We start from the raw sequence: 15176 nt of genomic DNA on the forward strand, positions 1-15176 counted from the left end.
TTTAAAATAGACTTTTTTTCAAAACTCGGCGTAAATTGGCCGTTGCAGTAGAGCTTCCAAAGCAATCTAATCAATACCGAAATTATAAGGAATTATGATTTACATTATTAAATCGCGTATATTTTATATACTTAGGGTAGCTCTTGTTAACTCCTTTCTGAATTAAAGAATCCATTAACATGGCAAGTTCTTGCATCTCTAATTTAGAATCCTTATCATCGTTGTTTTCAATACTATGCCTTAAAAAGGGTGAATACTGTTTTACAGTTTGCATAACCTCTTTAATTAAAGAAGGTAAATTTAAACTCAATAAGTCTGTAAATAAGATCTTAAATGAACGCAACAATTCAATAAAATTATCTTCTCGGGTCATAAAAAAGCTTTTTTTAGTCTCTATAGGTCTAGCGTTTTGTATTACTTTAACTACTTGATTGTAAGCAGCATACAGCTGTTCTACTAACGCATGTTCAAATTCTTTTTTAGAAAAAAGACTAGCTTGATAGGCCATATTTTGACAACCCTCTTGCCTATAATAAGCTATTAATTCTTTTTTAGTTGATCGCTTTAAACTTAAGGAAGAAACCATTAATTTAAATTGATTATGAAGATGGGCATTATTTATAAGGTTTACAGCTTTATTTATATCAATACCACTACTAACCATTTCACAGGTGTTAAAAAGAAGTTTTTGCATTTCTGTATTTTGGTCTACCCAGGAATGCTCCCTAACCATGTCCTTTCTTACTGCTTCGCATAAATAGCCACAAGCTATCTCTTGAGCTGAAAAAAATCCGTAATGATGATTCCAAGAAAATGCTTCATTACTAACCAGCTCATCAAGTACAGGCTCTAAAATTTGATAGATTGTTTCTATATATTTTGTTTGAATGGGAAAGCTAATTTTCATGCCAGGGATGGCTACATTTTTGGCTAAGGGACCCATTTCTATAAGCTCATCTTCTTCGGTAGAAAAGGGCCAATTAGGGTTTAATTGGCCTCCCCTTAATTGCTCGAGATACTGTGCCAACGTCCATACTGTCATAATATACTCCCTTAATATCCTATCTTTAAAGTATAGAACACTGGTTATAGACGATATAACGATGCTGAATTTAAAGAGCATTAATACAGGCCGATATTTTTAATTAAATTGCAGATACTTATGTTTTATTACCTGAACTTGCCGCCTTTTTTAGCATTTCTTTAAGTAAAAAACGAGCCGGCGATAAAGAACAAATAAACGAGGAAGACAAAGCAAATGGTTGTCTAGTAATTACAGCAGTTAACCAATCAGCGCATAGAGGTATAGTTGTTAAACCTCGAGAGCCAAAACCTGTAAATACATATAAACCGCGATGATAATCGCTGATTATTGGCAGCCACCGCTTTGGATCTTTAGCTAAGGGAGAAAAGAGGTCTTTAAAAATATACTCATTAGGAAGGGGTCCTACTATAGGAAAATAATCTGGCGTTGTAGCACGTACACCCATCCAATGATCAACTACAGACTTAGATCTTTTTAAACTAGGCAATAAGATATTTAACTTAGCCAAATTTTTTTCATTATCAGCTTGTAAATTCTCTATACTTGTTTTATTAGGATGATATGTAGCGCCAATAGCATGTTCATTATTTAAATTAGGTAAAATATGACCTTGACCACAAATAGGGATGGCTAGTTTTGCTAACTCAGAATTAGTCTTAATAAAGGTTAGTTGCCCGCTGGTAGGAATAAGCGGCAAAAAAGAGGATTCATAAAATTGATTTGCTTGATAACCATTGGCAATGACTACTACATCCGCAGAAAGCTCTTTACAAAACCATGTTTTATTATCGCAATACAAATCATTAATTTTATAATTTGCAAAATGATGTATTCGTGGATTAGCGACTAAAATCTTACAAAATTCTTTACAATTTATCCAACCCGATAAAGGCAAAAAAAGCGCGTCAAAATCTACCTTTAGATTTGCATATATCTCAGCTTCTTTTGCCGAGATTAGCTGCCCTAACTGTGGATAGTAAGCAAGCAAATGTGTGTTTATACTCTCTAGTAATTTTTGTTCTTGGCTATTATAAGCAAGTTGTAGAATACCCTTTAATTCACCAATAGAATGAGATAACAAGGCTTGTTTATAAAAGTGATGAGCATATAAATAAGCAGTTAACATAAACTGCGCTATAGGAGACTGAAATGCTGAAAACTGAGGATATAAAATAGCTTGTGGATTGCCAGAGGCACCACTTGCTAACTCTTTTTGATTATCAAGTAAGAAAACTTCACACCCTTTTTTAGCTAAATAATATGCTATAGTACATCCTGCTAATCCACCTCCAATTACTATCGCTTTACCTACACGTTCGGTTTTAGTTGAAGGCAGATACCAAGGTGTTTTTTTTACCTTACGAGATTGATACACCTTATCAAGTTGGACATAAAAAATTTGTTTCTTAGAAATTAAGCTACTTTTTTTCTTTATTTTAAAACCCATGTCTTGCAAAGAAGCTTGCATTTTTTCCTGCACGTCAATGCCAGTTAGTGTAGCTTTAGGGGAAGATAAGAGGGCAAGAGTGGTAGAAAACTCCTGAGCTTTTAGTGAGGTATTAAACGGATATTCTTTCAAAAACCAAGCATCGATACTAAATTGTCGCAATTTATACTCTAAATCTTTTTCGCCACAAACAATTAATTCCTGAAAACTAGAAATTAAATCCCCTAGTATTAAGATTAAATTAATCCTGCCTTGCTCAAAGCTTAAATAATGAAAACCTGGTGTTAAAATAGGATACTGTTCTAAAAGTAAATCTGCTTGCAATTTTAATTGTGGAAATTTTTTTAAAATTCTTGCTAAATCCGTTTTTTTTAAAGGCTGTGGATCACAGCTGATATAATAAAGCGCTGCTGTATTTGGCGCATATTTTAACCAATATTGCCAACTTAATAAGAACGTTAAACCAGCTTGAAACTGAGTATCAGCTAAAGTGAAGTGATTATCTTGATTTACAAGTTGCTGCCAACGATTAATAAGTTCATTGCCGATAATAATAGCCTCTTCAAGATCTAATTGCGTATTAAGAGGTAAATGAAGACTATCAGTCATAATGGAATAAGGCAAATCGTCACGCCATCCTAATTCCATCGTTTTTATTGGATTAAATAGACGGCTCAATTAAAATCCTAACTAAACAGCAATTAAAGAAACATCATCTTTAGTAACTTGGTTTTTGTCATTCATCCATCTTTTTACAATAGGCGATAAAAGGAATAGAGATATACTTGCGACAATTGCTATACACCCTAAAATTAAAAAGACATGACTATAACCTGCATTCGTTACAAGAGGATTGACAGTATTATGTCCTACTGTCATCCAATTAGAACTATAACTCGATAAAGTTGCACCTACACCAGTTGAAAGCATCCAAATGCCCATCATCACACCTTGCAATGAGCTTGGCGCCAAAGCACCAACCATAGCATAACCAATAGGTGAAATAAGTAATTCGCCTGCACTTTGTAAAACAAAACTCATAACTATCCATTCTGGCCCTACTAATCCTTTATCATTAGCATTAGCAATACCCATAGGTAAAATAGCAAAGGCGGCCCCTATTAAAAACAGTGCAAAAGCAAATTGCATAGGAATATTAATATAAACGCCGCGGGCTCGCATGCGATTAAATAGCAGACTCAACAAAGGACCACCTACAACAATACAAATAGTATTAATGTTTTGAAACCATTGTGGTGGGATAGTTAACATCAACCAATGACGCTGCACATTATGGTCAATAAAATGAGTTAGGCCCATCGGCCCAATTTGGTAAAGCATCCAAAAAACAATACCTATTATCATTAATATGCCAAAAGCAAATATTTTTTCACGTGCTTCTTGTTCGGGTTGCTTAAATGCTAGCCAATAAATAACGCCGACCATGGTAATCCCCGTAATCAGTACTAACTTATTAGCTAAGTCTGCAAAATGCAGTAAAGGACTCAAAATGAAAGGAAGACAGCAAACCATCAGTAAGCCTTTTAAGGAAGAACGAATTTGTTTACCCTTATCAAGCTGTGCGTAAAGACTATATTTATCTGCCAAAGCGTGCCAATAATATAAACAGATTAAGAGAGCTGCCAAATTACCGATACTACTTAATAGAAATAAACGGTGATAGTTATGAAGCAATTGGAAATAACCACTTAAACTAAAGCCAGCAAAAAAACCAATATTCATACCAGCATAATTATAAAGAAAGGCACTTTCACGTCTTATATCTTCTGGCTTAAATCGCTGAGTTAGCATGCAATTTAAGCAAGTTACATTTAATCCAGCGCCTGTTAAAAAAGCAGCCAATCCATAATATAAGTATTCTAACCTAACAAAAGCAAGTAACAAGCAACCTATTATTTGTGCTAACATGCCCACACAAAATAAAGCTCGATAAGATAAAAAGCGTCCGCCCCAATACCCACCTAATAAATGTAATGCAAAATTAAATGCTACAAAGACACCCATAATACTATTGGCATATTGGGCTGTTAAATGTAAGGGACCAGTCATATAAAGAACTAACGTTGAATATAAAACGCTAAAACTTAAAGTAGAGAAAATTTGAATACAAAAAAGTGCAAAAATACTTTGAGAAAAAAAACCACCCAGTGATTTATTGCTATCTTTCATGGACATTTAATATTTCCCCTATTTACTCTAATCTTTGACTATGCCATGCAATTTTTTAACTGTCTATGTTCACTTTCAATGAAAACGACAAACTTTATTATCTATCAATAATAAGAATCATTTTATTTACAAAATGATTTTTTTGAAGCATATTGATATATTTTGAACAAAAAGCATCTATACTTCTCGCCAATAAAAACAAAAGTAAGAAACCAGTAAGGTTATTTGGGTAAGTAATATTATTATCTTCCTAAATTTCTTTGACTTTCTGCTAAATTATATTATGAATAAAAAAGGTTACCAAATGCATAGAAAAATTTATTTAACAGGCATTGAAAAAAGACCCGGAAAGTCATTTATTTCGCTAGGAATCGTTACTATTTTACAAAAACATTATTCACTACATTGCGTCAAGTTATTTAAAGAACTTGATAATAATCAAACCCTACTTTTACAAAGCTTAACACATAACTTTATGTCGCCAACTATGTCGATTGCTCAAGCCATTAATCTGATGCGGGAAGAACCAGACATATTGTTCTCAACTATTTTTGAAATGATTAGTGGAAACAAAGATTATGAAATTACTTATATAGAAGGGAGCGATTTTGAAAGTGATAATGATGTTTTTGAGTACGAATTTAATTTAACTTTGGCGGCACAACTAAATTGTGAAGTTATTCTTACGATCTCGGCTAAAGATAGATCTTTAAATCATATGCTGTCTATCATTGCAACTGCACTAGAAATTAGTAAACGTAATCATGCTCAAGTTATTGGAATTATTGTTAATCGTGTGCCACTTAAAGATGAGTTTAAAGCTTACGAGCTTTTTAAAAATCAATTTCCCCTCTTAACATTTATTATCATTCCTGAATTTGAAAATTTAGCAAATCCATCCATGCAAGAAATTGCTAATAAATTAAATGCTATTGTTCTATGCGGAAAAGATGAATTGCATCGTAGTGCAAAACAATTTACGGTCGCTGCTAAAACAATTGGTAATTTTCTTGAGTCCAGACTTAAACGAGATGGTATGTTAATTATTACGCCTGATGATCGTATCGATATTTTATTAGGTTCACTTCTAGCCGATCAATCAAGCTCTTATCCAAAGATAGCCGGCATTGTTCTTACGGGTGGTGAAATGCTCGGTAAAACAATACGAGAAATTATTTCAGGTTTAGAGCGCCCTTTTCCAGTCTTATTAACATCGCATCACACTTATGAGACAGCTACTTTATTATTCACAGCTAAGTTTGGTCTAAGTAAAGATAATTCAGCAAAAGTAAAAGTAGCCATTGATGCCATGGAAACTTATCTTTCACCCCCTATTTTAAAACTAATTAACCAAACTAAAAAAATTTCAGGCTTAACACCTGCAATCTTTTTGCATGAATTAGTTAATAAAGTACGTTCTAGTAAGCGTCATATTGTTTTACCAGAAGGAACTGATACTCGGATTTTAATTGCTGCTGATTATCTTTTGAAACGGAATATAGTAAAAATTACTTTACTGGGTAATAAAGAAAAAATTAAACTTCTAGAAAAACGGATGCAGCTTGATTTAAGTCATGCCAAAATTATTGATGTTGATGAGTCCGAAAAAAAAGCAAGCTATGCAAAACAATATTGGCAGCTTCGACAACATAAAAATGTTAATTTGCCTATAGCGCTTGAGCGTATGGCTGATGTTAATTATTTTGCTGCCATGATGGTGTATTGTGGTGATGCTGATGGCATGGTATCAGGCGCTGAACATACTACAGCAAGCACGGTAAGACCTGCTTTAGAAATTATAAAAACTAAACCTGATATAACTCGTGTGTCATCCATTTTTATCATGTGTCTACCCACTAGAGTCTTAATTTATGGCGATTGCGCAATAAACCCAGACCCAGACAGTTCAATGTTAGCTGAAATTACCCTGCAAGCCATAGAGATCGCTAAACATTTAGGCATTGAGCCTAAGGCTGCACTCTTATCTTATTCCTCTGGCACGTCGGGAAGTGGCAAAAGCGTAGATAAAGTTAGTAAAGCAGTTGAGATTCTTCATCGAGACTTTCCAGAAATACCTGTAGAAGGGCCAATGCAGTATGATGCTGCTGTAGATGACGAGGTTGCGGCGAAGAAACTTCCCGGTTCAAAAATTGCAGGCAAAGCCAATGTGTTAATTTTTCCAGATTTAAATACAGGTAACAACACCTATAAGGCGGTACAGCGAGAAACAGGCGCTCTAGCCATTGGCCCTATTTTATTAGGTTTAAATAAGCCCGTTAATGACTTAAGCCGTGGTTGTACACCGCAAGACATAATTAATACTATTTTAGTGACGGCATTACAAGCAGAGGATAACCATGAGCATTAATCAAGTTATTAACAAAGATTGTATTTTAACGATTAATGCTGGCAGCTCATCGATTAAATACAAAGTATTTACTCAACAAAACAATCATCAAATGACACCCTTATTATCTGGACTCATTGAGGGTATTACTGAAGAAGCAGGACTTTGGCATCATTATAGAGAGCATAAAGAGCAGCGCTCGCATCATTTTATTAATCATCAAGAGGCATTTGCTGCATTAGCTAAGCAGCTTCAACTAGATTTAGTTAATAAAACAATTGTTGGCGTTGGCCATCGAGTTGTACATGGCGGGCCCCATTTATGGCAACCCACAATTATTACACCAGAGATACTTAAAGAAATTAAAGCCTTAGCAAAATTAGCACCGCTACATAATCCTATCAATGCCGCGGGTATTGAATACGCTCAAACATATTTTAAAGAAGCCATACATGTAGCTATTTTTGATACAGGTTTTCACCATACCATGCCTAAGCATACTCATTCTTATGCCATCGATGCTCACCTAGCCCAACAACTTAATATTAGACGCTATGGTTTTCATGGTATTAATCATGAATATGTAAGTTATGAAGCAGCAAAATTTTTAGAAAAGCCTCTTTCCGCGTGTCATTTTATTTCTTTACATTTAGGAAATGGTGCAAGTGCTTGTTTAATTAAAAATGGGAAATCCTTTGATACGTCAATGGGCATGACACCTTTGGCTGGATTAATAATGGGAACTCGTTGCGGCGATATTGATCCCGCCATTCCCATTTACCTTCAAGAGCAAGGATTAGAACTATCGACAGTCAATACCGTACTTAATAAGCAAAGTGGCCTAAAGGGAATTGCGAATAATAATGATATGCGTGCTGTTTTAGAAAATTTTCATGCTGGCGATGAAAATGCTATTCTTGCTATAAATATGTACGTTTATGCCATTCAAAAGATCATTGGTGCTTACCTAACTCAAGTAAATAAGCTAGACGCTTTGATTTTTACTGGCGGTGTAGGCGAAAACTCAGCTTTTATCCGTGCAAAAATTATATCTTCTCTAAAGCATTTTGGTTTTATTCTAGATAATGATTTAAATCAAAAAAATAAACAAAAAGAGTGCTCGGTAATATCAAAATGCGAAGCTCCTATCTTGATTGTACCGAGCGATGAAGAAAAATGGATAATGCAAAAAGTCTTTGAAAAATTAACCTGCGAATCAAAATCACTTTTGCCCATTTTAAATAGTATTAAAAGACCTAAATAAGGCAACTGGCGCATTCCTATTTAAGACTTATAAACGCGCCAGTTGCCATTGTATTTTAATTTATTGTTGACTGATGCCACTTAATTCAGCCGCCCAATATGTGGCGCCCGGTAGAGTATCCCATGGATTAGGCAATGTATCAGGTGTGATATAAACCCAGCCAGCGTGTCTTTGTTTAGTTAAGCTTATAGCATTAGTTAATGAACTATATGGTGTTGCATACAATAAATGCCAAAAACGAGATGCAGGATATTTTGTTTCCCAACCACTAGGACGCCAGTTAACATAAGCGTTATAGTTTGATTCAAAGGTTACTAGAATATCAGTTGCATTAATGTAGCATTCAGGTGTATTGGTGCCAAAATTAATGCTTGTAATTGCCTTACCACCTTTTGCTTTTACATGACTATTTAAATTTTGGTAGTAGGTAAGCTTAGTGCAATTTTCAGAAAACCCTTCATCAAAAAAGATACCATCAACTTGATACCAGTTATAATATCTATTGATATCAGCTCGAATAGCCGTAAGACTACGCTGGCCATAACTAGTATAAACATAACCCAATACCGATTGACCTGCGTTATGACTTCTCACAACTTGCGCTGCATAAGCGGGATCCCTCGTTGAGCCAGGGCCATTGAATGGGTTAATTAAAACGATATTGGCTGTTGGGGATCCTTTTATTAACTGATCCCAATAACAGTTGGATGTTCCAGTACACGGATAAAAATAAGAAGGAACAGCAATCTTTTGTGATGTATCATTGCAATTCGAATTAGCAGGATAAGAAAGCGTCATCTTTGTTAGAGACGAGATCCCTGCAGATGACTCAACTTGATAAAGATAATCTAAGCTTCCTGCACAATTTTTATTAGGAAGAACATCTTCTCGTTGGATAACCCATGTTTTAACATTCCCTGAGGTTACAGAAACAGCTTTAAGAGGCGTCCAATTCCAACCAGGGCCCGCATATTTGTAAAGTGTTTGATTCTCAATAAGATAATTAGCCATTAGTCCACCTTGCGGAAAACCATTATCTCCTTTTGGCTCAACATCAATATAAACTCGATAAAAATCCTGGGCAGCAGTAACTTCATATGAAAAGGTTATTACATTAGAATCCGCGCTTGCCTTAGGATTAATAATTAAATTATCAGCTAAAGGTGATGACCATAACGAACTAACATAAAAAAACAGAAAAAATACACTGATTTTTTTTAAACTCATTTTATATCCTTATTTTGTTTTAAATTCCTTTAAAAAATTATTTTTTTAAAGTTTTTTTTAACCAAAAGATCAGTATAAATGAGTTAAGATAATTTACTAAAGAGATCTTTTAAAATTTATTAAAATAAAATTTATATCAAAGATAAAAATCACTTATTTTTGATATAAATTTTTTAATAATTTGTTGATTAAATTAATCTTTTTTCAAATCGCTAAAGACTTTTTCTGCTGCTTCTATAGTTAAGCGAATTTCCTCTTGTCTATGCGCGCTAGATAAAAATCCTGCCTCATACATAGAAGGAGCAAAGTAAATTCCTTTTTCAAGCATTTTGTGATAAAAGCGTTTAAATAAAGCTTCATCTGAAGCAGCAACATCCTGATAACTCCACACTTGGGAATTTTGCGTAAAGCAAAAACCAAACATACCCCCTAACGATGCCTGACAAAAAGGTATAGAAAAAGCTTGAGCTAGTTCAGCTAAACTCGTCATTAATAATTGTGTATAAGAAGCTAATTTCTCATAAAAACCTGGTTTCTCTATTTCACTTAACGTAGCTAATCCAGCTGCCATAGCTAAGGGGTTTCCAGATAAAGTACCTGCCTGATACACGCTACCTTCGGGTGCTAAATAAGATATAATGTCAGCCCGGCCACCTACTGCACCAACGGGCATACCGCCGCCAATAACTTTCCCTAATGTCGTTATATCAGGCATAACATTATAAAGTTCCTGTGCCCCGCCTAATCCAACTCTAAATCCAGTCATTACCTCATCAAAAATTAATAAAGATTGATAAGTATTACATAATTTACGAAGCTCATTTAAAAAACCTGGCTTAGGCTGCACAAAACCCATATTACCGGCAATTGGTTCAATGATAATAGCGGCAATATCTCTAGGATACTGATCAAATAAAGCTTCAACTTGTTCTAAGCTATTAAAATCAGCAGTTAAAGTATGTTCAGTAATACTTGTGGGAATACCAGGAGATGCGGGAATGCCCAAAGTTAAAACCCCAGAGCCCGCTTTTACTAATAAACTATCATTATGTCCATGATAGCAGCCATTGAATTTAATAATTTTATTTTTTTCAGTATAACCGCGAGCTAAACGGATCGCAGTCATCGTAGCCTCAGTACCAGAATTAACCATTCTTATTTTTTCGATAGCAGGCATTAGCTGAATTATTTTTTGTGCCAATTTAATTTCAAGTTCAGTAGGCGCACCGAAACTCATACCTTGCTGCAATGCCTCTTCAACTGCTTGAATAACTTTCGGATGACAGTGGCCTAAAATTAAAGGGCCCCAAGAACCAACATAGTCGATATACTGATGATCATCAACATCTACTAAGTAAGCGCCTTTTCCCTGTTTAAAGAAAACAGGATTTCCACCTACACCCTTAAAAGCACGTACTGGAGAATTCACACCTCCTGGAATGATAGATTGGGCTTGCGTAAATAATTGCTCAGATTTAATCATTATGACTTCCTTTAAACAAAATGCTCTCTATTTTACTTCATCTAAAGGCTCATAAGAAATACAAATTTATCATTTATCTTTACATTAGGAGTCTCTATCGGCAAAATTACTTTTTTTTGAAAGTTGAGATACAGAATGCAAGATTATAAACGCTATATTTGTGTCATTTGTGGTTTTATTTATGATGAAGCAGAAGGTTGGCCAGAAGATGGCATTGAACCTGGTACACGTTGGGAAGATGTACCAGAAAATTGGTTTTGCCCGGATTGCGGTGCCGGTAAAGAGGATTTTGAAATGGTAGAAATTGAATAAGCTTAAAAAGGCTTGGTCACTACTAGCAAAACAATACCAATTAACAAGACCGTTGGGATTTCATTAAATATACGAAAGAATACTACAGCTCTACAGTTAGAATCACTAGCAAAGCATCTTAGGAAATGCCCGCAACTTAAGTGATAGCACCATACAATAATAACTAATGTAAGCTTGGCATGCATCCAGGGTGCTTTTAAATAATAATGGTAGTTAAAAGTAATAAGCCAGATCCCTAAAATCGTAGTTAACAAAGCAGCAGGCCAAGTAATCCCATAGTATAGCCGACGCTCCATCAACTTAAAGCGGCTATCACTTATTTTATCCATTGTATCAGCATGATAAACAAATAAGCGTGGTAAATAGAATAAGCCTGCAAACCAGGCAACCATAGCAATAATATGAAACGCTTTAATAACTAACATAACTATTTTTTCTTATTTTTTTGCCGATTTTTTCGTGAGTGCTTAAGTAAGTTTAAACCCTCTACACTTAATGAAAACCCCATAGCGAAATAAATATAAGCGCGAGGAATATGGAATTTAAAACTATCAGCTATTAAAACCATACCGATTAATATTAAAAAACTTAATGCTAGCATTTTTATAGTCGGATGTTTATCAATAAATCGACTTACTGGCTCACTTGCATAAATCATCACTAAAATAGCACACGTTATTGCTATGGCCATCACCCATAATCGAGTAGTTAAACCAATAGCGGTTAAAACACTATCAAGTGAAAAAATAATATCCATAATACCGACTTGAATAACAACACTTCTAAACGTAACTAACCTATTTTTCATCTCTTTAATTTCAGAAGCGTCTTCACCAACCTCCTGTCTAATTTCCTGAGTAGCTTTAACGATTAGAAAACCACCACCAACAAATAAAAATATATCTCTTACGGATAGACTAAAATTGCCAAGTTCGATTAGCGGCGTTGTAAGCTTTACAAGCCATACAGCAGAAGCCAATAAAGCTAAGCGAGTCATCCAAGCAAAAGTGAGACCCCAACGTCTAGCACTACGACGTTGTTCTACTGGCAGCTTCTCCGTAAGTATTGATAAAAACACTAAATTATCGATGCCTAAAACAATTTCAAGAATAATTAGGGCGCTTAAACTTAATAATATATCTACAAATTCCATGTGTTGATCTCTGAATTAATTATCCATTAATTCCGCAATGGGAAAAGACTAACAATAACGCTATCTATATCTTTTATGCAATAAATTATTAATCTATAAAAAAATTCTAAAAGTTTTAAATTATTATAATTTTAGCTATAATGTGGTCCGTTATACCTATTAACTGTGAGTACTGGCAATAATTAAATTAATTAAAAAGCTACTACGTAAATCTCGAGGCAAAGATACGCCTACCGTAGCTAATTATATAATTCCTCGTAACCAGCATAATATATCTAAGACCGATATTAGTACAAATGCGTTAAAAGTATTGAATCGGCTTAATAGTGCGGGCTTTCAAGCCTATTTAGTTGGTGGGAGTGTAAGGGATTTACTATTAGGTAAATCACCTAAAGATTTTGACGTCGCCACTAATGCAACGCCTAATGAGATTAAAGCCCTCTTCAGAAACAGCCGAATTATAGGTCGCCGTTTTAAATTAGTTCATATTATCTTTCATCGTGACATTATTGAAGTAGCCACCTTTCGCGGTAATAGTGAGTTAGATAATAATCAAGTGCAATTAACCAATGAGCGAGGCATGCTCATCCGTGATAATGTTTATGGCACTATTGACGAAGATGCTTGGCGACGTGACTTTACGATTAACTCACTTTATTACAGTGTAAAAGACGCGGCAATTGTAGATTTTACTGGCGGAGTCAAAGATATTCACAATCAAACTTTACGTATTATTGGCAACCCAGAAATACGCTATCAAGAAGATCCTGTAAGAATGCTAAGAGCCATTCGTTTTAGCGCTAAACTTCATTTTCCACTGGCTCCTGAGACAGCTGAGCCTTTAGAAAAACTTAGTTCTTTAATTTCGCATATTTCTAGTTCTCGCTTGTTTGATGAAATGACAAAGTTATATCAATGCGGCGAATCAGAGTCAGTACAACGCTTATTAATTCAATATGGATTATTTCAACACCTATTTGCACAAACCTACGCCTTATTTGATAGTTCCTACCCTGTAAAAGCTTTTCTTGGGGTTGCTTTAGAGAATACAGATGCACGCATTCGTGATAATAAACCTATTACGCCTGCTTTTTTATTTGCCGTATTACTTTGGTTCCCTTTGCTTAATCAAACAGCTACTTATCAACGCGATGAGCAATTACCGCCTTTACCGGCTTTAGAAAAAGCAATGTCTTATGTTATTAGTGAACAAAATAAAGTTATTGGTATTCCAAAACGTTTTAGTCAAGTTATACGAGAAATCTGGCTCTTACAATTTCGCTTCCCTAAACGTTGGGGTGGTCGTGCGGCTAACTTATTAAAACACCCTCGTTTTCGTGCGGCCTACGATTTTCTATCACTTAGAGCTTTAGCTGGCGATGAATCACTTGAATTAGCGCAGTGGTGGGCAGTATTTCAAGAAGCATCTGAAGACGAACAAACACAAATGATTAGTAGCCTTCCTACGCCACCAGGACGAAAATCAAGGCGTAGAAAGAAACCACAGCCATCTTCATGATTAAATGCTATTTAGCTTTAGGTAGTAATCTAAATTCGCCCGAGCGCCAGCTTAGATTGGCGATCAAACATTTACAAGCTTTACCAAATAGTTATGTGATTAAGGTTGCTCCTTTTTATGCAAATAAAGCTTGGGGTAGAAAATCGCAACCTAAATTTTACAATACGGTTGTTGCTCTTTTAACAACGTTGCCACCGGAAAAATTACTTGTTGCATGCCAAGCAATAGAGAATAAGCAAGGACGAGTTCGACGCGTTAAGTGGGGCGCCAGAACATTAGATATAGATATTTTACTTTATGATAAAAAAACGATTAAAAAACCGTCCCTTACCATTCCGCACCCTTTTTTACTCTATAGAGATTTTGTTTTAAATCCCTTACTTAAGATTGCACCCTTTGTCTGCTTACCAAATGGGTTACCTATTTGTAAAGTTATAAAAATCTAAGCTGTTCTATATAAATAACATAAAAAAACTTTTATATTAAATTAGGATTTATTGAAAACTGCTATTTACGCCTACGTCTCGTGGTTTGTCCACGGGATCAAGTATCGATTTTAATATTAAAGCTCTTAAGGTCTATTTAAGATTTAGAGGGATGCTCAATTACCTAAGAGTTTTATAAATTAAATCGACTGCTTCAATCAAGTTGGTGAGGGTTAAATAAATTTAGGTTTATTCTGTTTGCAAGAATAAATACATATTAAGCTATTTAGAATTTTAAGGAGAAAACGTTGTATAAAACAATTTTGCATGCAACTGATTTAAGTGATAACCATTATAACCTTTGCCAGCAAGCAGTAAAGCTAGCTCAATGTTTTAAGGCCAAACTTCACTTTCTCCATGTCATTGAAACTCCTGCTTCTCTGCAATGGGCACAAAGCCTTGGCTTTGCTGAATTAGCAACACCTGTTAAAGATGACGCTCTAACCACAATGGCTACTTTAGGTGAAGCACTTAATATTCCACTAGCTAATCAACATGTGGAAATTGGCACTACTTATAATCATATAATAGCGAAAGCAAACGAGTTAAGTTGCGATTTAATTATTGTAGGTAGTCATCATTCAACCCATACTCTTCCACCTTTCTTAGGCAGTACCGCTGACGCTGTAGTACGTCATGCACCTTGTGCTGTCTTAACTTTGAGGGCAAGTTGATTCATTACAGATTATTAATCACAAATGCAG

The 15176-nt window shown here is 34.9% G+C and carries 13 protein-coding genes; 6 read left to right on the forward strand and 7 right to left on the reverse strand.

Features of this window, described 5'->3' with window-relative positions:
• Positions 1-82: 82 nt before the first annotated feature.
• The 3 genes from E1P04_RS11325 to E1P04_RS11335 form a co-directional block, all read right to left on the reverse strand.
• The gene (locus tag E1P04_RS11325) at positions 83-1042 is read right to left on the reverse strand and encodes a hypothetical protein (protein ID WP_131783018.1); all 960 of its coding nucleotides are present in this window, start codon (positions 1040-1042) and stop codon (positions 83-85) included.
• A gap of 118 nt (positions 1043-1160) precedes the next feature.
• Positions 1161-3170 carry an FAD-dependent 5-carboxymethylaminomethyl-2-thiouridine(34) oxidoreductase MnmC1 gene (gene mnmC1 / locus E1P04_RS11330; RefSeq protein ID WP_131783019.1) on the reverse strand — a complete coding sequence of 670 codons (2010 nt, stop codon included), beginning with the start codon at positions 3168-3170 and terminating at the stop codon, positions 1161-1163.
• A gap of 12 nt (positions 3171-3182) precedes the next feature.
• On the reverse strand, positions 3183-4688 hold the full coding sequence (locus tag E1P04_RS11335) for a peptide MFS transporter (RefSeq protein ID WP_131783020.1): 1506 nt from the start codon (positions 4686-4688) through the stop codon (positions 3183-3185).
• Between the two features lie 298 nt (positions 4689-4986).
• On the opposite strand from E1P04_RS11335, the gene pta reads away from it, so the two are divergent.
• Together pta and E1P04_RS11345 are read left to right on the forward strand one after the other, a co-directional pair.
• The gene (gene pta / locus E1P04_RS11340; protein WP_165482758.1) at positions 4987-7050 is read left to right on the forward strand and encodes a phosphate acetyltransferase; all 2064 of its coding nucleotides are present in this window, start codon (positions 4987-4989) and stop codon (positions 7048-7050) included.
• On the forward strand, positions 7040-8293 hold the full coding sequence (locus tag E1P04_RS11345; RefSeq protein WP_131783022.1) for an acetate/propionate family kinase: 1254 nt from the start codon (positions 7040-7042) through the stop codon (positions 8291-8293). The genes pta and E1P04_RS11345 overlap by 11 nt, the downstream gene beginning before the upstream one ends.
• 60 nt (positions 8294-8353) lie before the next feature.
• On the opposite strand, the gene E1P04_RS11350 is transcribed toward E1P04_RS11345, so the two are convergent.
• Both E1P04_RS11350 and hemL read right to left on the reverse strand, forming a co-directional pair.
• Positions 8354-9520, reverse strand: coding sequence for a spherulation-specific family 4 protein (locus E1P04_RS11350; RefSeq protein ID WP_131783023.1), 1167 nt, complete (start codon positions 9518-9520; stop codon positions 8354-8356).
• A gap of 193 nt (positions 9521-9713) precedes the next feature.
• Positions 9714-11003: a glutamate-1-semialdehyde 2,1-aminomutase gene (hemL, locus tag E1P04_RS11355; protein WP_131783024.1), complete on the reverse strand. Its 1290-nt coding sequence runs from the start codon at positions 11001-11003 to the stop codon at positions 9714-9716.
• 135 nt (positions 11004-11138) lie between these two features.
• Between hemL and E1P04_RS11360 the strand changes: the two genes are divergently transcribed.
• Positions 11139-11315, forward strand: coding sequence for a rubredoxin (locus tag E1P04_RS11360; RefSeq protein WP_115331302.1), 177 nt, complete (start codon positions 11139-11141; stop codon positions 11313-11315).
• Between the two features lie 2 nt (positions 11316-11317).
• On the opposite strand, the gene E1P04_RS11365 is transcribed toward E1P04_RS11360, so the two are convergent.
• Positions 11318-11740 carry a CopD family protein gene (locus tag E1P04_RS11365; RefSeq protein WP_131783025.1) on the reverse strand — a complete coding sequence of 141 codons (423 nt, stop codon included), beginning with the start codon at positions 11738-11740 and terminating at the stop codon, positions 11318-11320.
• A 2-nt stretch (positions 11741-11742) separates the two neighbouring features.
• Positions 11743-12468, reverse strand: a complete 726-nt coding sequence (locus E1P04_RS11370) for a TerC family protein (RefSeq protein WP_131783026.1) — start codon at positions 12466-12468, stop codon at positions 11743-11745.
• A 190-nt stretch (positions 12469-12658) separates the two neighbouring features.
• Here E1P04_RS11370 and pcnB point away from each other — a divergent pair, with 190 nt between their 5' ends.
• The 3 genes from pcnB to E1P04_RS11385 all read left to right on the forward strand — a co-directional run bounded on the left by pcnB (position 12659) and on the right by E1P04_RS11385 (position 15146).
• Positions 12659-13987 (forward strand): polynucleotide adenylyltransferase PcnB, encoded by a 1329-nt coding sequence (gene pcnB, locus E1P04_RS11375; protein ID WP_207386019.1) that lies wholly within the window; start codon positions 12659-12661, stop codon positions 13985-13987.
• Positions 13984-14433 carry a 2-amino-4-hydroxy-6-hydroxymethyldihydropteridine diphosphokinase gene (gene folK / locus E1P04_RS11380; protein ID WP_131783028.1) on the forward strand — a complete coding sequence of 150 codons (450 nt, stop codon included), beginning with the start codon at positions 13984-13986 and terminating at the stop codon, positions 14431-14433. The genes pcnB and folK overlap by 4 nt, the downstream gene beginning before the upstream one ends.
• Before the next feature lie 287 nt (positions 14434-14720).
• Entirely contained in the window at positions 14721-15146 is a 426-nt protein-coding gene (locus tag E1P04_RS11385; protein WP_131783029.1) for a universal stress protein, read from the forward strand.
• The last annotated feature ends 30 nt before the right edge of the window (positions 15147-15176 follow it).

It is taken from the genome of Legionella gresilensis (genome assembly GCF_900639865.1).
In the GTDB taxonomy this organism is placed as follows: Bacteria; Pseudomonadota; Gammaproteobacteria; order Legionellales; family Legionellaceae; genus Legionella_C; species Legionella_C gresilensis.